This is a genomic window from Blastocatellia bacterium, assembly GCA_016713405.1.
Lineage (GTDB): Bacteria > Acidobacteriota > Blastocatellia > Chloracidobacteriales > JADJPF01 > JADJPF01.
Window position 1 is genome coordinate 125,769 of the sequence record JADJPF010000024.1, and the last position, 25,919, is coordinate 151,687.

Genomic DNA, 25,919 nt, shown 5'->3' on the forward strand with positions numbered 1-25,919 from the left:
ACACGAAAGATATTTTGAAATATAAAGAAAAACGATTGATTGTTTTGTATGTATTACTAATATTAGTAAATATATATTTAAAGAACTATTAGTTTTGTTATTAGGTAAGTTGCCTATTTATTTTTTGGGGGCCAGAGATTAATTATTAAAGGCTACATCAAAATTATTTTATTTTTTTGGAAAAAGAAATTCTAATATTTTATCAAACCTGTTTGCCCATGCTTCTTCATTATGTTTTGCTCCATCAATAACTAAATATTTTAAGTCTTTATTTAACTGCCAACCTTTATTTACCAATGCTTCTTTTAAGCTATTAGTATCAGGAATGCTTTCTTCACCTTCTTTTGAGCCAATATCTAACCATATTTTTGTTTTTGGTTTTGAAGGTAAATTTTCTACATCTTTAAGAATTACTTTGTTATCCCACCACACAGAAGGAGACACAATAGCCAATTTTCCAAATATTTGTGGGTGTTGAAGCCCAATAAATAATGAAACTAGTCCACCTAAAGAAGATCCACCTAAAGCAGTATTAGCAGGATCTTTAAGGGTACGATATTTTTTATCAATAAAAGGTTTTAATTCTTCTATTAAAAACTTGCTATATAAATTAGCTTTTCCACCCTTTCCATAACGCACATCAATTGAGGGGGTATATTCATCAACGCGCTTTTCACCAGCATTGTAGATACCAACAATAATAATTGGTTGAATTTTGTTAGCTAAAATTAATTTTTCTGCTGTTTCATCACATTGCCATTCTTGACCAATAAATGATGTTGTTTGGTCAAAAACATTTTGTCCATCGTGTAGATATAAAACAGGATAATGGATTTTAGAGTTTTGTTTGTAATTAGGTGGTAAGTAAATAATTATGTTGCGTTTATTTGCTAATGTTTTAGAGGAAAAATCACTTTCTACTATTATATTTCCTGTTAGTGTATTGACTACATCTCTACCTTGTCCAAGGATTTTGGATGGTAATAACAAAAATGCCAAAGTAACTAGTATCGTTACCAAATAAACTTTTTTTAACATAATTAAAAACAAATGATTTTCTTTTGGTCGGTAATAGGAATTATCCTATTTATTGAAAAAAAAATCTAGCAACTCTTAGAAGAATTAGAATGAATTGAGAAAGTTTTTTAGAAAAAGATATTGGATAAATATATTAAAAGCAATATTTTATGAGTTAATATTTTTGACAATGGAACGGCTCTAAAAACTTTTTCGGAAAAATTTGCACTTTTTCGGAAAAAGTTTAAATTTCTTGTACGGTTTTTCAAAGAAAATCCGTCTTTAGTATAAGGAGTAGGGGTGTTGTTTACTTTCTTAGCCCAGCAAAAAAAAACTATCAGTGATAAACTATCAGCTTTTAGGAAAATAAGAGTAGTAGCGCACCCCGCAGATAAACACTCTTAATTAGTTCCATTAAATCTCTCAAATCTCAATATCATCTAAAAACCGATACATAACAAAAACATCTACATAACCTAAAACCTTATGCTTAAAAGCTTTTGGTAATGTTCCAACAATATTAAAACCAAGTTTTTGCCATAAAGAAACGGCTGGCAAATTGCTACTAACAACAAAATTAAATTGCATAGCTAAAAATCCGATTTTTTTAGCTTCTTTAAGACAATGTATTCCCATTGTTTTGCCAAGACCTTTTGCGCTGTAATTTGGATCTACCATAAAAGAAGCATTAGCAACATGAGAGCCTAGACCAGGCTGGTTTTCAATTAATTTATACATACCAACAATTTTTTGGTTATCTTCTACTACAAAAGATTTTATTTTAGGCCCAAACCAATAGGAAAAGCTTCTTTATAAGAAGTTGTTGGAGCAAAAACATAGGTTGTTTCTGTGGCTATAACCGCTTGGAAAATCGGCCATATAGCTTGAAAGTCAGATTCAGTTGCTAAATGAATATTCATAATTAAAATTTACTAATAGTTATAACACCTAATCTAGCTATCCAGTAAATAGCTAAAATAACAGCAAATAATTTTATTGATAAGTCTTTAGTAAATAATTGATAAAAAAACTTAATAGGCTTATTTATTCCAAAGATTGCTAGGAGAGATGCTAGCCAAGTTAAAGTTGTTGCTATAAATAAAGCTGGGCCAAGTAAATGAAAGTTAAATGCAGCAATAAATTGACCTTTGGCAATAGCACAAAATGAGCGAGTTAGCCCGCATCCTGGACAGGGCAAATGAGTAAGATTATAAAAAGCACATAGGGATGTTTTAGGGTTAGGTGGGGCCTGGTAAAAATAGCTAATTACTAAAACAGTCCCAAAACCAGCAAATACTAACCAAATCAACATTTTTTCATCTATTTTTAGGTCAACTAATTTATTAATATCACTCATAAAAATTAGCGACGAGTTAAAGCTTGGTTTGGTTTAAGAATAGCGTTTTGCTCAAAAAAACTTAAGAGTAAATTAGCAAATTCTTCTGTGTATTCTAGCATTGGAAAATGATCACATCCTCGAATGGTTGCTAGTTTACCGCTATGGATAATCTCAAATAATGAGCGCAAAAGTTGAGTTGAGCAAATGCGATCTTCTGAGCCTCGAGTTAATAAAATAGGAATATGTAGATTAGCTAAAGTTTGTGCAAAACGATGGCGGTTGTCATTTCCCATACAGCTAGCTAAAAGGTGGAAGGCAGCCCGACGATCAGCTTTGGCAAAATCTTCATAAAGATGTGAGCGAAATGGTTCTGGAGCATTATGGTAACGCCAAGCTACAAGATTTCCTATCATTGGAACTTTAGCCAGGTCTTTTAATAAAATGCTAGCTTGTTGCCAAAAAGATGGTAATTCTACGGATTTAGTATCTTTAGCAGAGGCTTCGCTTTCTGGTGCAAGTGCTGTTAGAGTAAGCACATCTTGAGGATGTTGCCTGGCACATAGGGCGGCAGTCCATACACCTAAACCATGGCCTACTAAATTTACATCTTTAAGCCTAAGACTAGTAATTAACTGATGAAGGTCTTCAGCATGATCGTCTATTTCAACCCCAGCATCTTGCGCTAAAGGTTGAGAACGCCCAAAACCCCGTCCATCATAAAGTAGGCATAAATGTTTGTGTTTAAGTTTTTCTACCAGTGGCAACCAATAATCACATGAAAGTGTCCAACCACTAATAAAAACTACTGGTGTACCTTCGCCAATCATCTGATAGTAGATTTTAGTAGAATTAAGAGAAATAAATGACATAAATTTTTTTATATAAAATTAGGCTTAACTTATGGTAAAAATTCGGAGAATTAAAAGCTAATTATGCTTAGTTTCTCTTGCTAGTTTTTGTCTCTACTCGTTACAATGCTTGCTAACATTTTATATAAGACAATTTTGTTAATTGAACCACACGCTTACTTAAGCGTCAATTAACAGCAGTAGCAAAAAATTAAAAACTGAGCTTAAGTTTTTATACTATAATTTTAATTATTGGGGATAGAAACATCTTGGCTGAAGGCGACCTAGAACTAATAACCCGTTGTCGTGGCGGTGATACAGATGCTTGGGAACAAATTGTGCGAGAATACTCGCGCGGTGTTTATAAACTCGCCTATCGTTTTACTAGTAGGCATGAATCGGCTGAAGATTTAACACAAGAAGTTTTTATTCGTATCTATCGTTCGCTAGAGCAGTATGATCCAGAACTTGGAGATTTATCTAATTGGTTGATGCGTCTAGCACGCAATTTAATTATTGATGATTATAGAAAACGTCGCCGTCAACCAGCCGATAGTAGCGACGACCTAGATGACCATATTCATCATTTAAGCGGCGGTTTTGAAAGTCCTCATCGTCGTATTGAACGCCAAGAACGTTCCCTACAAGTTCAAGCAGCAATTGATAAACTCTCTCCTGATTTACGAGAATGTGTAATTATGCGAGATATTGAAGAATTAAGTTATCAAGAAATAGTTGATAAACTAAAAATTCCTGAAGGAACTGTAAAGTCCCGTATTAATCGCGGACGTATTGAGCTAGCTAAAGTGCTACGGAGAATGAAAGTTTCTGCCTAGCTAAATTACTTAGGTTTAATTTGGTAAGGAGTATTTATGAAAGCATTAAAGAATATTACTTTAGGGCTTGTTGGTGTAGTAGCAGGTTACTATTTCCTTAGTTTTGTTTGGGTATTGTTTTGGGATGTATTAATAAAAATATTTGCCCTACTCCAAACTGTTTTTATGGTTGCTATTGTGATGGCTGCTGTTTATGTATTGTGGAAAATGTTGAGCTATAAATCTAGTGAACGCGATTAATAGCTAAATGACAGAAAGAATATATCGTGATCCTGTGCATAACATTATTGCACTTAACAGTGTGCAAGATGGTGATCGTTTACTAATTGCATTAATTGACACTTGTGAATTTCAAAGATTAAGACGAATTAAGCAACTTGGATTAGCTCTTTATACTTATCCAGGTGCTGAACATAGTCGTTTTACTCATTCACTTGGTGTTATGCACATTATGACACGAGTGCTAAATAAGCTAGCCGAAAAGTATAATATTGCTCCAGAAATCCGCGTTGCTGCTCGTGTTGCTGCACTGCTTCATGACATTGGACATGGGCCATTTTCACATGTTATTGAAAAAGCTACTGCTATAAGTCATGAAAATTGGACTAAGCAAATCCTTTTAGATCCCTCTACACAAGTAAATCAAATCCTTTCTAAATATGACCCTCAACTACCAAAAACCCTAGTAAACATCTATGAGCATAAGTTTTTGCCTGCCTATGCTCATCAACTTGTAAGCTCTCAGCTTGATTGTGACCGGTTTGATTATTTGCTTCGTGATAGCCTGATGACTGGTGCAAAGTATGGCAACTATGATTTGGAATGGATTATTCACTCAATAAAACTTGACCCACAGGAACAGCGAATTTATGTTTCTTCTAAAGGTTTATATGCTGTGGAAGAATATCTACAAGCCCGATTTTATATGTTTCGCCAAGTCTATTTTCATCATTCCTTAAGAGCTTCAGAAAATATGCTAATTGCTATTTTACGTCGTGCAGTAGAATTATTAAAATCAAATGACCTAAGCTTTTATCTAAAAGATTCACCTCTTGCAAAATTGTTGACTGCCCGGTTAATGACTACAAAAGAGTTTTTAAGCCTAGATGACCACGACATAATGTTTCATATTAAGCAATGGATAAATGAAAAAGACATTGTTTTAAGAGATTTATGCAATCGATTTATTAATCGTAGACTCTTTGGCTCAATTGATATAAATTGGGCAGAAATTGAAGAAACAGAAGTTTTTACTAAAGCTTGTGAAATTATTACTAAAGCAGGTTTTCCTGCTAGTTATTACTTGTTTAGAGATAGCGCGGCAGATATTCCTTACTTTGGCCCCTACTCCCCAAATAGTGCTGAACCAAAAGGACAAATTTATATTGAAGCTAAAAGACATGCCAATAATGAAAGATGTGAAATCACGGCTGTATCTGATGTAATTAGAGGAATGAAAGGGTTTAAAATTGATAGACTCTGTTTTCCAAAAGAAGTTAGTGAACAAATGTACAACTTACTAAAAGAATCAAAAAAATAGAGTTATTGCTCTTTTGGTAATGGTTTTAAGTCTGAATAAACCGAAGTATGTTCTAACCTGATTGGAATCCCATTTTCATAGGTGCTACAACTTACTTCTTGAGTAATACGGCCTGGTAATTTATTGTCAGTAACATCTTCAAGTAAAACTTTTAATACTACATTACTATAACGATCAATATCACCTATTTTTAGTTCTGCTTTTAATGGTAAATGGTTTTTTTCATCTATCCAAACAAAGCAGTTTTCAATTGCAATACGACCAGGACGAAAGCGCAAAGCTAGCTTTACAGCTTCACGACCATTTACTTTTTCTCTTTCAACTTCCTTATAACCATTTACAAAGTCTTTACTAAGAAAAAGTAAAAAGGCGGTTTTTAATGATGCTACAGGTGGCAAAGTTTCTTGAAGGGTAGGAATATCAATTACCTTAAAAAGCGCATTTAGTCCAAAGCGAGGCGGTTGATGTACTTCAATTAGATTTTTTTCTAGGATTTGTCCTTGACGAGCGCGGACGGCATAATCAGCCGATTGACGATAATCAACATTTCTATTAGGTATATTGCGGGTTTGTCGTCCTTCTGGTAAAACAGCAGCAAGACGAAAACTAACAGTTTCTTTAAATTCTATAGCCTGGCCTTGTTTATGAAGATTTTCGCTAGCTTGGAGAATGTCAGCCAGCAGAGCAGCATCAGGAAGCGGTGGAGGAGGCATTTCTGTTATTTGAGCAAAAGCAAAAACACTGCTAATAAGTACAAAAACGCTAGCCAACAAAGCTTTTTTCCAAGACATTGCTAATAACCCTTTCTAAAATAAACAAGTTATTAAAATAAAATTGATGACTTATTGTAGCTAAAAAAAATAGAAAAATCGTCTTGTTTTTGTAGGAGGAGGAAAAAGCCACAAATACTAAACTTTTTGCTCCTCAGCTATAAAAAAGCAATAATCACTAGTTATTTAGCAATTAATACTAATACGCCTCTTCCATGTAAGCCATAAACAGTATTTTCACCACCAATAAATGTTTCGCTACCAGGATTTGTAATATTTCCATTAGCTTCATTCCAACTAGAACTATCTAGCACACGATACCAATTTTTACCAGTACCGGGCCAAGGTAAGCGAAAGTCTACTAGATTTTGCCAACCATTATAAGCAATATAAATAGCACTAGCAGAATCACCAAACTCTGTACCATCCAGACGATAAGCAATTGAGCGGTTATTTGGGTTATCAAAATAAGCTCCATCTGCTACGCCACCATCAGGTTTAAACCAACGGAGTTGCTCCATAACATTAGAGTTATTGTCTACACCAGAGTAAAAATTCACTGGACGTAGTGAAGGGTGAGCTTTACGAAAAGCAATCATTTTTTGGCAGAAAGTTTGGAAAGCTGTTTGTGTAGAACTTAGGGTATAGTTAAGCCAATTACCTGGAGAATCTAGGTTATAAGCATTATTGTTACCTTGTAAAGTGCGTAAAAATTCATCACCACCATTAAAAATAGGAGTTCCAGCACTTAACATTAATAAACTAAATCCTGAGCGAGCCGCACGACGTTGATCGGCTAGAACACCATTTTGATCCCAACTATCATTAATACTTGCTCCACCATCTGAAGGGCCAAAAGGCCAAGCTTGATTATTATTTTGGGTGTTATAGGTGTAAAGATCTTTTAAGGTAAAACCATCATGCACTACTAAGTAATTGACAGAGTTCCAAGGCTTACGGCCATCATCACCAAAAAGGTCTGAAGAACCAGCAAAACGGCTAGCTAATTGACCTGTAGTTATTGGCTCAAGACCTAATTTATTTTGAGATTTACGGATTGTGTCTCTATAAATTCCGTTCCATTCTGACCAGCCAGCAGGATAGTTACCTACTTGATAAGTATTACCACCAACACCATAAGGTTCAGCCATTAGATCAACTCCACTACCACCATTAGCGGGACGAGGTGAAAGATCTCTAGCAATACGGTTTAATGCTGTTGCAGGGTTAAGTTTGTCATAATTGAAACAACCATGTTGACAGGTGTTGCCTAAAACAGAAGCTAAATCAAAACGAAAACCATCTAGTCCCATTTTGTCACGCCAATAAAGTAGGGAATCAACAATTAGATTTTGTGCAATAGGATTTAAGGTATTAAAGTTACCTCCAACACCAGTGTTATCCCAAGAATTTTGAAAATCAGCAGTTAGTGAATGATAGGTTGGGTTATCTAAACCTCGCCAAGAAATAATGTTATAGGTGTTTTTATCTGTAGGGCTATATGCGTAGCCTTCGCCAGTATGGTTATAAACAACATCAATATAGACTTTGATTCCTTGATCATGAAAAGCTTTTACCATGTCCTTAAATTCACGTGTCGGGCCACCAGGACTTTTATCATAAGCATAACGACGATCAGGCGCAAAAAAATTAAGCGTGACATATCCCCAATAATTATCCCCATCTGCATTGCTGTTTGGATTAATATCATTGTTATCATTTGGAGATTCATGTACAGGTAAAAATTCAATTGCAGTAACGCCTAAACTAGCTAAATATGCAGCCTTCATTGCCGCACCCTTATAAGTACCTCGGTAAGCAGCAGGAATGCTATTATCTTGCTTAGTTAAGCCACGTACATGAACTTCATAAATAACATCATCTTTTAATGGACGTGTTGGCTTAACACCAATTCCAGCCGAATTAGCTAAAACATCAGGTGCTAAAACTATGCTTTTTGGTGCTTTTGAACCAGTGTCAATACTACGATAAATCGGGCCAGACGCATAAATTGTTCCATCAGTTTGTGTTGTAGTAACAGGATCATGGCTTATTTCTAAAGTGTAAGGATCGACTAATAGTTTGTTGGGGTTAAAACGATTTCCATTTGCATCTACATCAGAAATAAAACCTGTAGTAGAACCTTTTGTCCAACTAGAATTGTAAGGCCAGTTTGGGCCCCAAGCTCTATAACCATAGTAAATTACTCCATTTAGTCCATAGCTATTTTGCAATGTTGATACAGAAGCTGTTTTAGACCAAATATTATCAGTGGAATTTTTGGTTAATACATATTTTACTTTTTCTTGTGTACCAGTGGCAGAGCTATAAAGATAAACTTCTATTCGAGTTGCACGAGAAGAATAGACACGAAAAGTTATATTAGTTTTATTGGCATCATAATAGGCACCTAATTGAGATGGATTAGCCGTAACATTATACTCAGTATTGCCAACACTTTTAATTTTTTGACTATCAGCACTTGCTTCTAGCATTAACCAATTAAATGTTGAAATTAAAATAGTTATTAACAATATACATAAAAAGTTTTTACTACTCATTGACCAAGGAAATTTCATATAGGTTTTTGCTTCCTTTAAAAAATATTAGTTTTGGGATTAAAGTATTCTCACGTAATTTGTAACTGCGCTAAAAAATACAGCGAAATAAGTTTTTAAGTTTGAGCGTTAAGAGTTAAGTTATTGATTTAAATAATTTTTATTTGAGGGGCAATAAAAATAAACAGTTTATATCAACTGAAATGTTGATAACAATAGCTCTAAGATAAAAATACTAAGTATTTTCAGAAGAGCATCAATTATTTTTCTTTTCCTCTAATTCCAACCAACGTTGATAGAGTTGATCAAGTTGATTTTGACGTGGTTCTAGTTGTTGGCCGAGTTCGGCTAGTTGTTGATGATTTAATCCATAGCTTATAGGATCGCTAAGTTGGAGTTCAAGGGTTTTGATTTCTTCTTCTAATGACGCTAGTTGTGTTTCGAGTGCTGTTAATTCTTGTTGTTCTTTATAAGAAAGTCCTTTTCGTGCATTTGCTTTTTTCTCAACAACTTGTGTAGTGGGGGTTGTTTTAGAAATAGTTTGTTCATTACTAGAAGTAGGGGTGCTATATAACTCTTTGTATAAGCTATAGTTACCAGCATAACGAGTTACTTTAGCCTTTTCTTCAAAAACTAGCACAGATGTTGCTACTTTATCTAAAAAGAAACGATCATGAGAGACAAATAAAACACAGCCAGGAAAATCTATTAATGCTTGTTCTAACCATTGTAAAGTATCAATATCTAAATCATTAGTAGGTTCATCTAAAACTAATAAATTAGTGCTAGTTAAAAGTAATTTAGCTAAAACTAACCGGTTTTTTTCTCCTCCGCTAAGTGTGTGAATTTTGCTAAGTAATTTATTGCTATCAAACTTAAAATCACTTAAGTAAGATCTAATATTGCGAAACTCTGAACCTACTTTTATTGTTTCTGCATTTTCAGCTAAATATTTCCAAACCGTCATTTCTCCATCTAAATCTAGACGATCTTGAGCAAAGTAAGCTATTTCAGTGTTTTTACCCAAGACAATTTTTCCAGATGTAGCAGGAAGCATTCCAATTAAGGTTTTAAGTAGAGTAGTTTTCCCACAGCCATTTGGCCCAACTATTGCTACACGATCTCCTTTAACCATAATAAAGTCAAGCTCTTTTACTAAAAGTTGTTCTTGAAAATAAACTGTTAATTTTTCTGTTTCTAAAACCGTATTACCTAAGCGTTTAGTGGAGGATAAGCGGCCTTGGAGTTGATATTCTGCTTCTTGGCGGGCTTTTTCTCTAAGTTCATAAACATTTTGAACACGATATTTTGATTTAGTTCCTCTAGCTCTAACGCCTTGACGTAGCCAGGCTTCTTCCTTACGAAGCAAATTAAGCAATTTATTTTGTACTTTAGCCGCAGTTTCTTGTTTTTGGGCGCGTTCTGCTAGGTAATCTGAATAGCCGCCTGTGTAGCTAATGGTTCTACCCCTATCTATTTCTATCATTCGGTCAACTACGTTATCTAAAAAATATCGGTCGTGAGTAATTAAAAGTAATGCGCCAGAGTAATTATCTAAATATTGTTCTAGCCAAGAAATGGTGTAAGCGTCTAAATGGTTAGTAGGCTCATCTAGAATTAATAAATCTGGATTTTGAATTAAGGCACAAGCTAAAGCTACACGTTTACGTTCACCACCACTTAAGTTATTTATTAATTTATCCTCTGCCTTTAAGTCTAAATACCCCAAAATAGTATCAATACGATGTTGGTATTGCCAGCCTCCTAATTGTTCTAAGCGTTGTTCTATTAGTTCATGTTGTGGTTGGAGTTTTTTTAGCTCATCTTCATCTTGACAATTAGCTATTTGATTATTAATTAATTGATAATCACTAATAACTTGTTGTATTTCGCTAAGACTAGCACTAAGGGTTTGGTTAATAGTTAGATTAGGGTCAAGTTTTGGTTCTTGAGCTAGTAGCCCTAATTGAATACCTCGACGGATAGAAACGCTACCAGAGGAAGCAGTAAGTTCCCCAGCAATAATCTTAAATAGAGTAGTTTTACCAGAACCATTAGCTCCAATAATTCCAACTCTTTCATTAGTATCTATTGCTAGTGTAATGTCTTGTAAGACAGGTTTTAAGTCATAAGTTTGACTAATTTGGCTTAAACTAAGTAAATTCATAAAATCCTAGAAGTTTTAGAATTGCTATTTTACCGCAATAAGTTAGAAGGTATTTTGTTTTCATGCAAGCAAATGTAAGTAGACTTTAGGCACAAGTTCGGCTAACTTTAGGCAAACTGAATTAGACGTTAACAACTCATAGTTAATTTGTTGCTGTTAAAAATACTTATCTTATCTAAATAGAACTAAATAGCTATAAAATTTTTAACCATAAAGTTTGTTTTTATGCTAAAAATATTTTTGCTAATTTCTTGTTACCAAATTATTAAAAATTTTAAAGATAAATTAAAGTAGTAGGGATGTAATCACATGACGCAATGGGGAGAAAACCAACCTAATGGCTCACCAGGTGGAAATATAGTCCATGTTGTTGGTTTAACAGATGTTGGGCGAGTAAGACAAAACAACGAAGACAATTTTTTGATTGCTGACCTAAATATTAAATATATTCCTAAAGCCTCACAACTATCACAATTTGCTATTAGCGATCGTGGAACACTTTTGCTTGTTAGTGATGGAATGGGCGGACGTAATGCTGGAGAAGTTGCTAGCCAAGTTACTGTAGAAGTATTTCAAAATGAACTACTTAACCGTGAGTATAAACAACTTGGTGCTGAAGTATTAGCTGAAATTACAAAGAAAGCTAATTGGGCTATTTGGTCACGCTCTCAACGTAATGCACAAGAACAAGGAATGGGAGCAACCTTAACAGCTTTATTAATAGAAACCAATCATGCTCATATTGTTCAGGTTGGAGACTCACGTGCTTATGTAGTTCGTAATGGACATATTTTTCGCCTTACCAAAGACCAATCAATGGTACAAACTCTTATAGATTCAGGGATTATTCAGCCTGAAGAGGCAGAAACACATCCTTACCGACATGTTATTTTACAATCTTTAGGTGCAGAACCTACAGTTTACCCTGTTACATCAACAATTGATCTTTATGATGGAGATCAAATTTTGGTTTGTTCTGATGGGCTTTCTGGAATGCTTCGAGATGAGCTAATGCAGGAATTAATTATGAATGCTCCTACAATAGAAGATGGCTGTCGTACTTTACTAGACGCAGCTAATGCTCATGGAGGCAAAGATAATATAACTTTGATTTTAGCTTCACTTGAATATGGACAAGAATTTGCAGAATCACAACCCATAGAAACACCAGCAGTTACAGAGCCAGACTTTGCTCGTACATATTCTTATTTAACACCTACCTCAAAACTACCACCTTCACCAGGAGTTACAGCAGAGTTTGATAGCTCTTCAGCACCAGCTTTATCAGAAAAAGAAATTACTGCCGAAGTAGAACAAGCCCCACAAGTTGACCTAAACGAAATTTATGCCCCTAATACTGGAACTAGAGAGCGCGTCTTGGTACTTTGCGCAAGTCATGAAGATTTACTCTCTTTTGAGTTTATGCTTAAGCCTTATTATGAGGTAATTACTGCAATAGATGGTGAAGAAGGTTTAGCTAAAGCAATTACTGAACAACCCCGCTTAATTATTGCTATGGTAGAACTGCCAAAAATTACTGGTATGGGTGTTTGTATAACTCTAAGAGGAAACCCACGCTTCCGAAATATTCCTATAATTTTAATTTCTTCTGAATATAGTCAGAAAAAACATATCATCGAAGGTTTAGAAAATGGGGCAGATGACTATTTAATAATGCCTGTTGATGAAAAAGAAGTTTTGATTAGAATGAAGCCTAGAATTGAACGCGCTAAACAAATGGATACCCTACGTTATGAAAGTGCTGTCAATGAGGCTAATAGTTTACAACTACAAATGGAAATGGATGCTCTAGCAAAAACTCGCCAGGATATTTTCCAAAATGTTTTGGATGCTGTTAGTGATGGAATTTTAATTATGGATACTGCTGGATGGGTGACAGCAGTAAATGAAACTTTTGTTAATTTTCATAAAGTTCAACTAGATAATGTTGTAGGTTTTGGCTATCGTGCATTGCTTAAGAAAATTCAACATATATATGAAAACTCTGACCAACAATTACAACGTTTTATAGAATTAATTAACAACCCTGATATGGTAGTAGAAGATGAGATAAAGACACGTTTAGAAAAACGAGGAACAAATAAAATTAAGCGTTATAGTTCACCAGTTCGTGATGAGAGTGGAAAAATTTATGGTCGCCTTTTTGTCTTTCGTAATTTAATGACCTAATGAGTGATAGAAAATTAGCTTTACTCGCTGATGACCAATTTTATAGAAAACGTGTAATTACTGCTGCTATTTTAATGATGGCAGTAGTTTTTTTTGGTGTAATTGGCTATCAACTAATAGAAGGCTGGAATGTTTTTGACTCTCTTTATATGACCATAATTACTTTAACTTCTATTGGTTATGGTGAAGTTAATCCACTTACAATTAAGGGACGAGTTTTTACAATCTTTTTAATAGTTACTGGTATTGGTATTATTGGTTATAGCTTAAGTGTAATAGCTAGTTTTATCATTGAAGGCCAATTAATAGGTTTAATTGGGAGACGTAGAATGCAAAAGGAAATAGAAAAGCTTTCCAACCATTACATTTTATGTGGAGTAGGCGAAACAGGTCGATATATTGCAATAGAATTTGCTAAAACTAAAACTCCTTTTGTAATGATAGAATTAGATCCAGAAAAAATAGAAAGTGTTAAAGATTTAGCTGTTCCATTTATTTTAGGTGATGCTACTAGAGACTCTATATTGGTAAGTGCAGGAATTGAACGCGCTCAAGGTCTTGTTACTGCACTTCATAGTGATCGGGACAATGTTTTTGTTGTGTTAACTGCTAAAGGTCTAAATAAAAATATTAGAATAGTTTCGCGTGTTGTAGAAAAAGAGTCAGAACATAAATTAAAAATTGCTGGTGCTGAAACCGTAGTTGCTCCTAATTATATTGGAGGCTTGAGAATGGCCTCCGTTATGCTACGTCCCGCAGTAGTAAGTTTTTTGGATGTAATGATGCGCGATCAAAGCTCTACTATTAGGATTGAAGGAGTAAGTTTACCAGTAGGTTCTTCCTTGGTTGGTAATACTCTACGCTATTCAGATATTGGCCGTAAAACGGGTCTAATAGTTATTGCTATGAAGCGTGTTAATAGTGAGAAGTATATTTATAATCCAAATCCAGATACAAGATTTGAAGCAGAAGACACTTTAATTGTTATGGGTGATGTTAAACAAATAGAAAGTTTAACTAAATTAGTGGGAAGATAATTTTAGCCAATTTAGCCAAACAGTTTAGCCAAACAATTTAGCCAAGCCCTAAAGGACTTGGCTATTATCAAATATGCAGCATAGAAGGTTTATTTGTTTTAGCCCTAGAAGGTCTTTTAATAATAGACCTGGCTGGTGGGTCTAAAAGGTCTAAGGAGCTAACACAACTCTAAAACCTGTAGTTTCTGATCTAACACTTTGTCCATTGCGACTACGAAAAGAGATACGAGCATATTTTTCCCCACTATTCCATGCTCCACCCCTTTGGACACGGGAGACAGATTCTTCACTTGATTTAACAGGGTTTTCTGCTGGGCTATTTTTATAGAATTCTGCATCAAAGAAATCTTCGCACCACTCCCAAATATTTCCAGTCATATCATAAAGGCCAAAAGCATTAGCAGGATAACTTGCTGATTGAATGATAGCTTTTTTTTCTCCTGCAACGTTGGCTTGGGTTGGATCCCAGGGATTACCCCAGCTAAATTTTACTGATTGCGCACCACCAGCAGCATATTCCCATTCTGCTTCTGTTGGGAGTCGGTAGGTTTTTTGGGTAATATCTGAAAGCCATTTACAATAAACCTGAGCATCTTCCCAACTTATTGCCATTGCAGGCATATTACTTACACGTTCGCTATTAGTTTCTTGCCATTTTGGATTTTCATAACCTGTAGCTTTAACAAAATCTGCATATTGAGCATTAGTTACTTCTAAACGTCCAATTTCAAAAGCTTTAAGTGTAACATTATGGCGGGGTTGTTCTTCTTTTGGGATTTCTTCTTCCTGATCACTACCCATCATAAATTGACCGGCAGGAATAGAAATTGTTTCTGGAATTAAATAATCCTCAAATTTTATCCCATATTTTTCACTAACTTTTGTTAAAGGTTTTTCAAGTGGTGTAACTCGGCGATCATCTCCAGGTTTACTCTTTTTACAAGAAAAACTAAAGAATAGTAAAAAAATAGTAAGAAATAAAATAAAGTTTTTTAAGTAAAAATTTTTATTAGCCATTTTTTTAACACCTTTGCTATTACTTTTTATTGCTTTTTGTTTTGTTCTATCCAAGTTAAAGCTTTTTCTAGTTCTAGGGATGGGTTAGCTGGAAAGGCATGTCCAGTGTTACGAAAAAGCTTTAATTCTACTTTTAAGCCTGCATCAGTTAACAAGTTTTTAGCTAGCTGATTGTTGGCTAAAATATGAGGATCCTCATTTTCTCCATTAGCTAAGTAAACTGCTGGGGAGTATTTTTTGATTTTCTCCAGAGCAACAAGTTTATGTAGATACCGAGGAGCAACAGCAATAACACCTGCAAAACGTTCTGGAGTAGATAAAGCCATATTTAAGGCTAAGGTTGCACCCTGAGAAAAACCCATAACATAAATTTTATTTGTATCAACAGGATATTTTTTTTCTGCTTCTGCAATAGCTTTTGCAACTATCTCTCGCCCTTCAGCCATTGTTCCCCATTGATAATGCCCATCACCAATTGTATAAAGAGCTTGTGGAGCAATTAACACTACTTGATTTTTTTTGGCAAGTGAATCCCAGAGTTGAAATAAATTAGAGGCATTTTCTGTTTCTCCATGTAAAACTACAAGAAGCGGTAATTTCTTTTTGCCATCAGTTTGTAAATTATTTTCAACTGTAAATGGAGTGCTTCTAGCTAAGTTGCTTTTTGTTTCTTCGGTTAACTTAAGAATCTCAGAAAAGTTTTTTTCTGTTTTTAATGAATCTATATCAGGGTCATTATTAATTATCTCGGTGTCAATTAATCCTTTTTCTACAGCCTTTTCTAACCATTTTATTGCTTCTTCTTTATTTCCTAACAGTGCATTAAGTGCTGCTAAATTATAACAACCATCATAATAATAAGAAACAAAACCCACTATTTGTTTATTACGTGCTATTGCCTGCTCAAATTTTCTTACATCTTCCATAGTACGTGGTGCGCCAGTAATGTTAGCACGTCTAGGACGAGAAGAGTTTTCAGCATTATCTTGAGCTAAAATAGGGAAGATAATATAAGTTAATAGAATTGATACTAATAAAACTTTTCTTAATACATTCACAATTTTAATACCTCATTTTTTTGCTCTTAATTGATAAATTCCTTCTACTACTACTCTTTCTCCTAGGCTTAACCCAGTAAGAATTTCTGTATTTTCTTCTGTTTCTATTCCTGTTGTAATTACACGTTTTTCAAATTGTTCTCCGCCTTTATAAACAAAAACTATTTTTTGTTCATTTTCTATTATTATTGCTTGAGTTGGTACGGTTAATCTTTCTATCTTTTCGCTGCTATTAATATCTAGTTTTACAATAAGCCCATCTATTAATTTATTTTCTGGATTTGGAATTTCAAAATATACTGCTACCATCCGAGTTGTAGGATTAACATTTGTAGCTAAGTTAAAGAAGTTTGTTCTTACAGGTAAAGTATTTATTTTACTATCTATTGCAGGTATTTGATAATTAATATTAGTAGCGTTATATAGCTTAGGTAAGTCATTTTCAAAAATTTGTGCTTCTACCCAAACATTTGATAAATCAACAATTGTAAGTAATGTTTTACCACTTTCTACTTGCTCGCCATTAGTAGCATTTAATGAAGCAACAATTCCTGTAAGAGGAGATTTGATTGTAAGATTTGAGTCAAAGTTTTTATCTTTTTGTCCAAGATCAATTAAATTACGTATAGCATGAGCGGCTTCTATAGAAGCAAATTCAACCTTTTGTTCTGCTTCTTGTAAACGTTTTAAAGAAGTAGCACCAGCTTCATAAAGTTTTTTTACTCTTGTTAATTCTACATTAGCAATTACTAATAATTTACGCGTATGGTCTACATCGTCTTCTACTTTAATTCGGCGGCTACGTTGCTCTATTTGGTAAGCGTCTAAAGTAATTTGGTCAGCTACATTAAGTGGTTGTTGAACAGTAGCAATAACTTCATCTTTTTTTACCAGATCTCCTACAGTAATAATTCTTTTCATTTTTAGTAGTCCAGTAACAGAACTGCTTATAGTTGCTTGGGATTGAGGCCGTAATTTAATTGTAGCTGGTACTTGAAAACCATTATTTATTATTTTGTTAGTTGCTGGTGTTGTACGAAGCTTAAAAAGTAGCTGAGATTCTTTATCAAGTGTAATTAGGTTTACAGGAGGATTTTCTTTATTTTCTATCTTATTTTCTAATTTGGTTTCAGTAGTTGCTTTAGTATTTGTTGTAGATATAAAAATATAACTAAAAGATAATACTAAAGTAGTTAATATAGATAGGAGTAAAGCTAGTTTTTTCATGGGAAACTTAGTAATTTATGAAAAATCTTTTTCTGAAATTATAAAGTATAGTTGATTTGTTGCAAGGCTTATTAACTTTGGACTAAAGCAGCAAATATCTTTTGGTAGAGCAGTAAAGTTTGGTGTAATAGGGATACAAAATTTTGTACCCCTATTTATATTAACTATTATTGATTATCTGGATCATCTTGGCTTGGAGCAGCAACAGCAGGAATAGTTCCTTTAGCTGGTTTGATACCATTAAAGTTTGGATTGTTATCAAAAGCATTGACAGATAAAATTCCTACAGCTTTTCTTCCAGCAGAAGAGGTGTTAGAAACACCAGCCGCTACACTACCGCTAACTGTAGTAAATGCTACTGTACCGGTTGAACTACCTTCAAAACCAATACCAATACCTGGGTTAGGCATATTGTTGGCAGGGGCAGCACCAGAACGGAAACCGGAAGAAGCTACTGTAGAATTGCTAATAGTAACTTTAGATGATCCAGTTACATGGATACCAAAGTTAGTATTATTTTCTACACGACAATTATCAATCACTACTCTAGAAGAGCCATTAATTTGAATACCATCAGTCCAGTTACGGCTAATCATATTGCGAATAGTGACAATTCTAGTTGCTGGAGCATCAACAATAATACCAGGGCGCATTTGACGATCACCATTACCAGCATTACCAGCACGAACAGCTTCAACCATAGCACTTACACCGGGAGCAGCTTCTAAAGTTACATTACCATTAGCACCAGTGATACGAACAGTTTCTAAGAAACGGCCAGAGGTAACAACTACAGCAACACCATTTTGGTTAGCACCAGCATTAGCCATACCTAATGAAGCATTAATAGTTCCAAATACTTGGTCAGAAGCATTATCTAAATCTTCATCAACACCAAGTAAACCATCACCATCAAAATCTCTTTCACCTTCTACTAATAGTGGGTGGTTAGCTGCTACATCAGTGGTATTCCAGGAAGTAGCAACAAAACCAAATGCTAAAATTAGCGAAGCTAACACAATAAATCGAGTAATTCTATTCATTTTTATTCTCCTTCTTTGTTTAAGACTTATCTTAATGAATCATTTTCTACTTCTGGTGTCATTTCATCAGACAACTTAACAAAAGAAGAAGCTGAAGTACCAGAAACATTGGTGCCATTATCAAAAACAGTAGTTCTTGATAGTACAACAGATTGAGTAGAGCCATTGCTTAATCCAGTAGCGGTATTGCCAGAAATTGTACTATCAACAATAGTTCCTCTAGCTTGTTCTTCAAAGCGGACACCTGTACCTGGGCCTGGTGTTCCCATCATAGGATTAAATCTCATACCAGAAGCTTGAACAGTAGTTTTGGTTATACTGACTCTGGAGGTTCCCATAGCACGAATACCAAAGTTAAGGTTGCTATCTAAACGACAGTTATCTATTAATACTCTGGAAGCTCCTAAAACTTGGATTCCTTCTAAGTAGTTACGAATATTGAGGTTACGTAAAATAATAGCTCTATCAGTTAGATCTGTATTGATAAGAACGCCAACCGCAGCTTGACGCACACCATTATTAGCATTACCAGCTAAAACAGCATCAATATCAGCCATAATGCCAGGTGCGGCTTCAACAATAGTTACACCATTTACAGTCATTTGGCCTGCATCTGTATTAGGAATACGAATTAATTCTGGGAAACGGCCATTAGTAACAACAATTACTTGTCCATTAGCATTAGTAGCACCATTAGCAGCTAGTAATCCTGCTGTTATAGTTCCATAGACTCTATCTGTAGCATTATCGCCATCTTCATCAGCACCAAGTCTGCCATCACCGTCAAAATCTCTTTCGCCTTCTACTAATACAGGATGATTAGCAGAGACATCCTCTTTAACAAAGTTTGTACTAAGAATTAGGCCAGCAATAATCAAAGCAAAAGTTACCAATCTTAAAAAAGTAACTTTGCGAATATTAAATTTCTCCATTGAGTGATCTCCTTCAAGGTTTTAACATAATTTCTGGTCGTTATAATTTCAGTGGTTTAAGTAAATATTTACAATTTCCACTAAGCTAACACATTTAATGGCAATACAGAAACAGACAGTATTTTAGGCAAAATAAAAAGTTAAGTTATGTTAATTGATAGTTTCTGTATAATGAAATTAGATATAAAAGGAATAGCCGACACAATTATAGCGATTAAAAGAAGTTATGGGAAGTATTAGCGGCGAGAATTTTCATTTTTTCGCCCTTTGCTTGTTCTAACTAACTCTTTAATTTAATAGTTAGTTAAAATTTTTATCTAAGAATATCTTAGGATCTTCTATGGATTTTAAGAAACTTAGGCTATATATCTATCGCTTTATTAGGGCTTAAGATTCAAAAATTTACTATATTACTTTGTTTACCTTCTACTAATATTGAGTTAAAAAGAGATGGTTATTTATGGTTAAAATAAAAATTCGACAAGAAAAATATGCTCTTAGATGTGAGATTTGCCATCAATCAGATCTTTTTGATGGTGAAAATAATTTTTTGTCGCCGTTGTAGTATTATTAAAGATGTTAGCACTAAAGCCTATCAATCAAGCCAGACAAACCAAAATAATCGACCTAATAGAATCCTTGCTAATGGTAATATTGAACTAATGACAGTAATTCAAATTATAGTAATTATTGGTGCATTAATAGGAAGTTTTGTAGAAATACGTACTATTTTATTAAGCGGGCCAATGTTAAGTGCTGTTGGGCTTGTAGTTGCTTGGACTTCTTATCGCTGTAATAAGCGTTTAGGTGTAGTGGTTGGGCTATCTGGATTCTTAATTAGTTTGTTTTGTATAAGTCTAATATTGATTTTTAATTGGCTTCCTCAAGAGGCTGAAACACCCATAAGAATAATAGGTCTAATTTATAGCTTTTTGGTGCTGCCATTAGGGATAACTATTTTGCTGCACTTAAACCGACGTAACCCTAATGGCACATTTAGCTTAAAAACGGAAAAAAACTAGTAACCTTTAATCTTCATCATCTGGAATGTCAAAAATTATTGTTTCCCCGTCGGATAAATCGCTTTCTAGCCTAAATAATATATAAGTTAAATCGTCGTGTTGTGGCTCATCTCCTACAAAATTTTCTATTTGTCGGTAAAGCTGTTTGGAAAGCTCATCTAATGCTAAAGTTCGGTTTTCTTGTAAAAAAGTAATAAGCCGTGCCTCACCAAATTCTTCTTGCTCAACATTATTTGCTTCTGTTACACCATCAGTATAAAGACAAACCAAATCACCATCTTCTAAAAATATTTCTTCTACTTCATATTGAGCTTTTTCAAACATCCCTAAACAAAAACCACCTTTTTCAAGCTTTAATACTTTTCCACCTCGCCTAATTACTAGCGGAGCGTTATGACCAGCATTGATTGAGGTAAAACCTTTTGAATGTTTATTTAATAACCCATAAAAGAAAGTAATATAGTTATAAGAAGGTGTACTACGACAAATTACTTTGTTAATTCGTGAAATTGCTTCTAATAGATCAGGCTGTTCTATGGTTGCACGAAAAGTTGCTTGTAAAGTAGATACAAGCAATGCTGCTGGGATTCCTTTGCCAGACACATCAGCAATACAAAAACCAATATTTTCTGGAGAAGATATAACAAAATCATAGTAATCCCCTCCTACTGTATGACAAGGAATATTAACACCTATTACTTCTAAACCCTCCATAGCAGGAGGCTCTTGCGGCAAAATACGCTTTTGAATTGTTACTGCTACTTCTAATTCTTGCTCAATTCGTTGTTTTTCTAAATGCTCTTTTAGAAAACGTGCTTGCTCAACTTTAATTGCTGCTACAGATGCAATAGTAGTTAATACACGTAGATCATCTTCACTAAAACGTTTTTCATAAGGATTATCTACATAAATCATTCCTAAAACTTGTTCATGTAGTGCTAATGGAACAGCCATACAGGAACGCATACCAGATAAAACTATTGATTGTGCGCCAGCAAATCTTGCATCCTGTTGTGCATCTGAAGTTAAAACCGACTTTTGTTGTAAAACTAAATCAGAAATATGACGACTAATAGCTACTTCAGGCGTTTCTCCAGTAGATGGTGGAACTCGATAACGGGCAACTTTACAGGTTAAATCACCGCTTTTTTCTACAAGTAATAAAAATCCTCGGTCAGCCTGAATATTTTCAAAAACTATATCTAAAATGTTTTCTAACAATTGATCTAATGACCAATCAGAAAGCATTAACCCTACTTTTGTTACTAGTGCTAAAAGATCTCTTTGTTGTGCATTATCAACAAAATCTTTTGCTACTTTTCTTTGTAATTGCTTGTCTGATAAAAGTTGGGTAGAGGAAGGCACAAGCACCCGTGACATACGTGTCCCAGGCTCAGGGCCTAAAGTAACTTCAGGGCTTTGACCCGATTGGTTATTATGGAAAATAACGCTAGTTTTTGTTCCTGCACCTTCAGCAGTTTCCCTATAGTAATGTAGTTCGGTCTCACCGATTCTAATTCGATCTGTTGGTGTTAAACAAAGCTCTCTTGAAACACGAGTTTCATTGTAATATGTACCATTTTGACTACCAAGATCTGTAAGCCAGTAATTATCTCCACGCAGTTCTAAAACTGCATGAATACGAGAAGCAAAAGAGTCATTAATATTTATATCTGCACGGCTTGAGCGTCCAATGGTTTGTTTATTTTGGGTAAGCCAAACAGTACGAGGTGGTAGGCCCGGTGAATAAATAATTAAATAATGCATGGATTTTGGTAGTTCCTCCAGAAATGTCAGAAGCGCAAGTATAACAAAAATTTTTTTTTAAGTAGTACCTATTTTTTACTGCTAGTTTTAACCAAACCAAATAGCCAAGCCCTAAAGGACTTGGCTATTATCAAACACCACTATGTAGTATAAAAAGTTGAAAATTTTTGTTCTTAAGCCCTAGAAGGGTTTTTGATAATAGACCTGCTCTTTAGGGCAGGTCTATTTTAGCTCATTCTTTTTTCTACACTATTCCAGCAAATATTAGAAAAGAAAGCTTCTATATATTTGGCGCGTTCAGCAGGTTTGTAATCTACCATAAAAGCATGTTCCCAGACATCCATTACAAGTAGTGGAGTAAATCCGGCTGGATGTCCATCTTCATGTAATGTAATCCAGTGATTAGAAAGATTTCCATTGGTTGGGTCTTGATAAAGCATTGCCCAGCCTACACCGCGCATTGTTCCAACTTTTACAAAATCTGTTTTCCAGTTGTCATAACTGCCAAAAACATTGTTGATTTGAGTATGTAGCTTTGAATCGCTTGCTAAATCTTGTGGACTTTTAGTCATATTACCGAAGTAATATTCATGTAAGCGCATACCATTATATTCAAAACCTAAGCGGCGTTTAAGTTCTGCATATTCAGGTGTGCCACCTTTACCATTTTTTAGCAAATCACCGATTTGTTCATTTAGTAAATTAGTATTTTTCACATAGCCAGCGTATAGCCCAAAGTGAATTTCTAATTGTTTATCGGAAATACCATTAAGATTAGAAAGGTCGTATTTCTGCTCCTGGTAGGGCTGATTTCCAGACATAAATTATCCTCCAGATTTTTATTTATTTGATAAATTAGTAAGTTATTGCTATCTAGGAAAAGGCCATACTAGCCGAAAATTTTTGATCAAACAACCATAGTTAGCACACTTTAAGATAAACTTTGTGTAGTTAAGAATATAGAAATAAATCTAACTCTTTTCCACTTTTGGATAGCGTACTTTGGCTCTGGAACGAATACCACCGCGTGGGGTAAATTCGCCTATTACCTCAGCCCAAACCGGCTGACAAGCTGCTACAAAATCATTTAACACCCGATTAATAACATTTTCATAGAAAATGCCAATGTTTCGATATTCTAAGAAATATTGCTTTAAGGATTTTAATTCTACGCAAAATTCATTAGGTTGATAGCGAATTGTGATAGTTCCAAAATCAGGTAGTCCTGTTTTAGGGCAAATAGAAGTAAATTCAGGGATTTCAATCTCGATTTCATAATCTTGAAATTGATTAGGCCAACATTCAATGCTAGGAAGTGCTACATCTAATCCGGCTTTTGCTTCTTTTTCTGTATATCCGGTGGACATCCATTCTCTCCTCTAAATAATCTAACGTCATCAAATTTAGGCTATTATAACCTGTAAAAGTATTTTTTCTTAGCCTGACTAGCAAAACAAACTTACGTGAATAAAAAATAAATAAGTTTTAGGAATATTTAAGCTAATTAATATTTCCAAGAACAACAATGAAAGGGATAAACTAGTTATGTTACGAAAGCATTTGTTTTTATCTATAATTCTGCTTTTTCTCTTTAGTGCCTCAGTTTTTGCTCAAGAAAATTCTAATCAAAATAATCAAGATGATGGTGAAGCTATACGTATTGACACAGAACTAATACAACTTGATGTAGTGGTGACAGACAAAAAAGGCAATATAGTCAATAATTTAACAAAAGAAGATTTTCAGCTATTAGAAGATGATAAACTGCAAGATATTTCGTTTTTTTCCATAGTACGCCCTAAAGTAGAAGCAAAATCTACTATTAAAACTCCAGTAAATAATAATAAAAATATTCCTATAGATGTTCCACTTATTGAACAGTCTGGCCGCAATTTTATTATCTTGGTTGATGACCTACATATTAGTTTTAACAATATAGTTAATGTAAGAAAACAACTTCTCAATTTAATTAATACCCAATTTCAAGTTGGAGATAAAGTTGCAGTTATTAGCACTGGTGGAGGACTTGGATTTTTACAGCAACTAACCGATGATCCAAGAGTAATGCGTAGAGCAGTTGAAAGACTTAGATCTCAAGTTCGTCCAACAGTTCCACCAAATAACTTAGCTAACCTAACAGAATTTCAAGCACAAAAAATTTTAGAAGGTGAGATTGAATCTTTAGATTTAGCTGTTATGAGATATCTTGAAAATGTTGGAGTTCCTATTCCAAGAACTACAGTTGAAAGAGATATACAAACTACATCCCGCCAAATAGTTGACGCGCTAAATCTTCAAACTACTGCTACTTTGCAAACAGTTCGTAACAGTATTCTTGCTCTTAAAAGTGTACCAGGGTCGTAAAACAATGATTTTAGTCTCAGATGGTTTTTTACTTGAGCCTAGAGAAGCTGATCATTACCAACAAATGCAACGAATTGTTGATTCTGCTACTCGTGCAGGCGTTGTAATTTACTCTTTAGGTAGTGATGGATTAGGTTTTGGCCCTAATAATCCTTTTGGGGCTGAAAAGTCTTCTTTTGATCTTACAGGAGTTGGAATAAGTCTATCTGGGCGTGAACAATTTGCTAGTTTAATTGGGTTAAATACTTTAGCTGCTGATACAGGAGGAGTTAGCATTATTAATACTAATGACTTGTCTGGAGGACTAAAACGTATTGTTGATGAAAGTTCTAGCTATTATTTACTAGCTTATTATCCAACATCAGTTGAAAAAGATGGCAAGTTTAAAAAATTCCAAATTAAGATAAAATCCCGAAAAGATTTAACTATAAAAACTCGAAAAGGCTACTTTAGTGGTGGTGAAAAAATTGATCTAAAAGAGTTAGCAAAAAAAGAAAAAAACGCAAAAGAAAAGGCAGCAAAAAATAATAAAGTTGATAACAATAAAGATAGCAGCCAAGAAAATGTAGAAAACACTAACTCAAATATTAACAGTAACTTATTTCAAGCTATGACATCAATTTTGCCTGTTAAAGATGTTAACTTAAAACTAAAAGCTGATTTTTTAGGCTATATTGATAATAGCAAAGATAATAGCGCAGTTTCTTTAGCTGTTAATCTTAACAATATTGACTTCAATAAAGTTAATAATAACTACCAAAATAAGCTAAATACTTTGTTAGTTGTAGTTGCAGAAAACGGTAAAATTGCACACTCATCAGAAAGCGTTTTAGATTTAAATCTTACAGAAGCCCGCTATAAACAAATAGGAAAAGCTTGGTTTTTCTTTAGTCGAACTTTGACATTAAAACCAGGTTTTTATAATATTCGCTTTGCCCTACGTGATCCTATTAGCAATAAACTTGGCAGTGCTACAACCTGGGTAGAAGTGCCAGACTTAGAAAAATCTAAATTAGCTTTAAGTAATATTTTGCTATTACATTCAAATGATAATGCTAAAGATGTTGCTACGAATATTAGCGGTAGTGGGCAAGCTTTGAATATATTTTCAGAAAAATCATCTATTGGATTTTTATGCTATGTCTTTGATAATAAAGCTAGTAAAAAATTCCTGAACTAACAGCACA

The 25,919-nt window shown here is 34.3% G+C and carries 22 protein-coding genes and 1 pseudogene; 8 read left to right on the top strand and 15 right to left on the bottom strand.

Going from position 1 to position 25,919, the window contains the following annotated elements; all coding sequences use genetic code 11:
* Positions 1-168 precede the first annotated feature (168 nt).
* The 4 genes and pseudogenes from IPK14_24665 to IPK14_24680 all read right to left on the bottom strand — a co-directional run bounded on the left by IPK14_24665 (position 169) and on the right by IPK14_24680 (position 3,225).
* Positions 169-999 carry an alpha/beta hydrolase gene (locus tag IPK14_24665; protein ID MBK7996444.1) on the bottom strand — a complete coding sequence of 277 codons (831 nt, stop codon included), beginning with the start codon at positions 997-999 and terminating at the stop codon, positions 169-171.
* 441 nt (positions 1,000-1,440) lie between these two features.
* Positions 1,441-1,937: pseudogene (locus tag IPK14_24670) on the bottom strand (GNAT family N-acetyltransferase).
* Positions 1,938-1,939: 2 nt separating this feature from the next.
* Positions 1,940-2,374: a DUF2752 domain-containing protein gene (locus IPK14_24675; protein ID MBK7996445.1), complete on the bottom strand. Its 435-nt coding sequence runs from the start codon at positions 2,372-2,374 to the stop codon at positions 1,940-1,942.
* Between the two features lie 5 nt (positions 2,375-2,379).
* Positions 2,380-3,225: an alpha/beta hydrolase gene (locus tag IPK14_24680; protein ID MBK7996446.1), complete on the bottom strand. Its 846-nt coding sequence runs from the start codon at positions 3,223-3,225 to the stop codon at positions 2,380-2,382.
* 248 nt (positions 3,226-3,473) lie between these two features.
* On the opposite strand from IPK14_24680, the gene IPK14_24685 reads away from it, so the two are divergent.
* From IPK14_24685 to IPK14_24695, 3 genes are read left to right on the top strand one after another with little or no spacing between them, the layout of a single operon-like run.
* On the top strand, positions 3,474-4,040 hold the full coding sequence (locus IPK14_24685; protein ID MBK7996447.1) for a sigma-70 family RNA polymerase sigma factor: 567 nt from the start codon (positions 3,474-3,476) through the stop codon (positions 4,038-4,040).
* Positions 4,041-4,076: 36 nt separating this feature from the next.
* Positions 4,077-4,280, top strand: a complete 204-nt coding sequence (locus IPK14_24690; protein ID MBK7996448.1) for a hypothetical protein — start codon at positions 4,077-4,079, stop codon at positions 4,278-4,280.
* A gap of 7 nt (positions 4,281-4,287) precedes the next feature.
* The gene (locus IPK14_24695; protein ID MBK7996449.1) at positions 4,288-5,580 is read left to right on the top strand and encodes an HD domain-containing protein; all 1,293 of its coding nucleotides are present in this window, start codon (positions 4,288-4,290) and stop codon (positions 5,578-5,580) included.
* Positions 5,581-5,582: 2 nt separating this feature from the next.
* Here IPK14_24695 and IPK14_24700 read toward each other — a convergent pair whose 3' ends face one another.
* The 3 genes from IPK14_24700 to IPK14_24710 form a co-directional block, all read right to left on the bottom strand.
* A complete protein-coding gene (locus IPK14_24700) occupies positions 5,583-6,371 on the bottom strand; it encodes a hypothetical protein (protein MBK7996450.1) in 789 nt (262 codons plus the stop codon).
* Between the two features lie 161 nt (positions 6,372-6,532).
* Positions 6,533-8,845, bottom strand: a complete 2,313-nt coding sequence (locus IPK14_24705; protein MBK7996451.1) for a glycogen-debranching protein — start codon at positions 8,843-8,845, stop codon at positions 6,533-6,535.
* Between the two features lie 319 nt (positions 8,846-9,164).
* A complete protein-coding gene (locus tag IPK14_24710) occupies positions 9,165-11,075 on the bottom strand; it encodes an ABC-F family ATP-binding cassette domain-containing protein (GenBank protein MBK7996452.1) in 1,911 nt (636 codons plus the stop codon).
* A gap of 309 nt (positions 11,076-11,384) precedes the next feature.
* Here IPK14_24710 and IPK14_24715 point away from each other — a divergent pair, with 309 nt between their 5' ends.
* Positions 11,385-13,265, top strand: a complete 1,881-nt coding sequence (locus IPK14_24715; GenBank protein ID MBK7996453.1) for a protein phosphatase 2C domain-containing protein — start codon at positions 11,385-11,387, stop codon at positions 13,263-13,265.
* On the top strand, positions 13,265-14,302 hold the full coding sequence (locus IPK14_24720; GenBank protein ID MBK7996454.1) for a potassium channel protein: 1,038 nt from the start codon (positions 13,265-13,267) through the stop codon (positions 14,300-14,302). The genes IPK14_24715 and IPK14_24720 overlap by 1 nt, the downstream gene beginning before the upstream one ends.
* A gap of 150 nt (positions 14,303-14,452) precedes the next feature.
* On the opposite strand, the gene IPK14_24725 is transcribed toward IPK14_24720, so the two are convergent.
* The 5 genes from IPK14_24725 to IPK14_24745 form a co-directional block, all read right to left on the bottom strand.
* A complete protein-coding gene (locus IPK14_24725; GenBank protein ID MBK7996455.1) occupies positions 14,453-15,319 on the bottom strand; it encodes a formylglycine-generating enzyme family protein in 867 nt (288 codons plus the stop codon).
* Positions 15,320-15,345: 26 nt separating this feature from the next.
* Entirely contained in the window at positions 15,346-16,377 is a 1,032-nt protein-coding gene (locus IPK14_24730) for a dienelactone hydrolase family protein (GenBank protein ID MBK7996456.1), read from the bottom strand.
* A gap of 12 nt (positions 16,378-16,389) precedes the next feature.
* A complete protein-coding gene (locus IPK14_24735; GenBank protein ID MBK7996457.1) occupies positions 16,390-17,604 on the bottom strand; it encodes an efflux RND transporter periplasmic adaptor subunit in 1,215 nt (404 codons plus the stop codon).
* Positions 17,605-17,771: 167 nt separating this feature from the next.
* A complete protein-coding gene (locus tag IPK14_24740; GenBank protein ID MBK7996458.1) occupies positions 17,772-18,647 on the bottom strand; it encodes a right-handed parallel beta-helix repeat-containing protein in 876 nt (291 codons plus the stop codon).
* A gap of 26 nt (positions 18,648-18,673) precedes the next feature.
* Entirely contained in the window at positions 18,674-19,579 is a 906-nt protein-coding gene (locus IPK14_24745) for a right-handed parallel beta-helix repeat-containing protein (GenBank protein MBK7996459.1), read from the bottom strand.
* Positions 19,580-20,112: 533 nt separating this feature from the next.
* On the opposite strand from IPK14_24745, the gene IPK14_24750 reads away from it, so the two are divergent.
* A complete protein-coding gene (locus IPK14_24750; protein ID MBK7996460.1) occupies positions 20,113-20,601 on the top strand; it encodes a hypothetical protein in 489 nt (162 codons plus the stop codon).
* 6 nt (positions 20,602-20,607) lie between these two features.
* Here the strand turns inward: IPK14_24750 and IPK14_24755 are convergent, their stop codons facing one another.
* From IPK14_24755 to queF, 3 genes are all read right to left on the bottom strand, one after another.
* Positions 20,608-22,368 carry a SpoIIE family protein phosphatase gene (locus IPK14_24755; protein MBK7996461.1) on the bottom strand — a complete coding sequence of 587 codons (1,761 nt, stop codon included), beginning with the start codon at positions 22,366-22,368 and terminating at the stop codon, positions 20,608-20,610.
* Positions 22,369-22,595: 227 nt separating this feature from the next.
* Positions 22,596-23,189 (bottom strand): superoxide dismutase, encoded by a 594-nt coding sequence (locus tag IPK14_24760; GenBank protein MBK7996462.1) that lies wholly within the window; start codon positions 23,187-23,189, stop codon positions 22,596-22,598.
* A 150-nt stretch (positions 23,190-23,339) separates the two neighbouring features.
* Positions 23,340-23,735: an NADPH-dependent 7-cyano-7-deazaguanine reductase QueF gene (gene queF / locus IPK14_24765; protein MBK7996463.1), complete on the bottom strand. Its 396-nt coding sequence runs from the start codon at positions 23,733-23,735 to the stop codon at positions 23,340-23,342.
* 178 nt (positions 23,736-23,913) lie between these two features.
* Here queF and IPK14_24770 point away from each other — a divergent pair, with 178 nt between their 5' ends.
* Together IPK14_24770 and IPK14_24775 are read left to right on the top strand one after the other, a co-directional pair.
* Positions 23,914-24,732 (top strand): VWA domain-containing protein, encoded by an 819-nt coding sequence (locus IPK14_24770; GenBank protein MBK7996464.1) that lies wholly within the window; start codon positions 23,914-23,916, stop codon positions 24,730-24,732.
* 4 nt (positions 24,733-24,736) lie between these two features.
* Positions 24,737-25,912 (top strand): VWA domain-containing protein, encoded by a 1,176-nt coding sequence (locus IPK14_24775; GenBank protein ID MBK7996465.1) that lies wholly within the window; start codon positions 24,737-24,739, stop codon positions 25,910-25,912.
* The last annotated feature ends 7 nt before the right edge of the window (positions 25,913-25,919 follow it).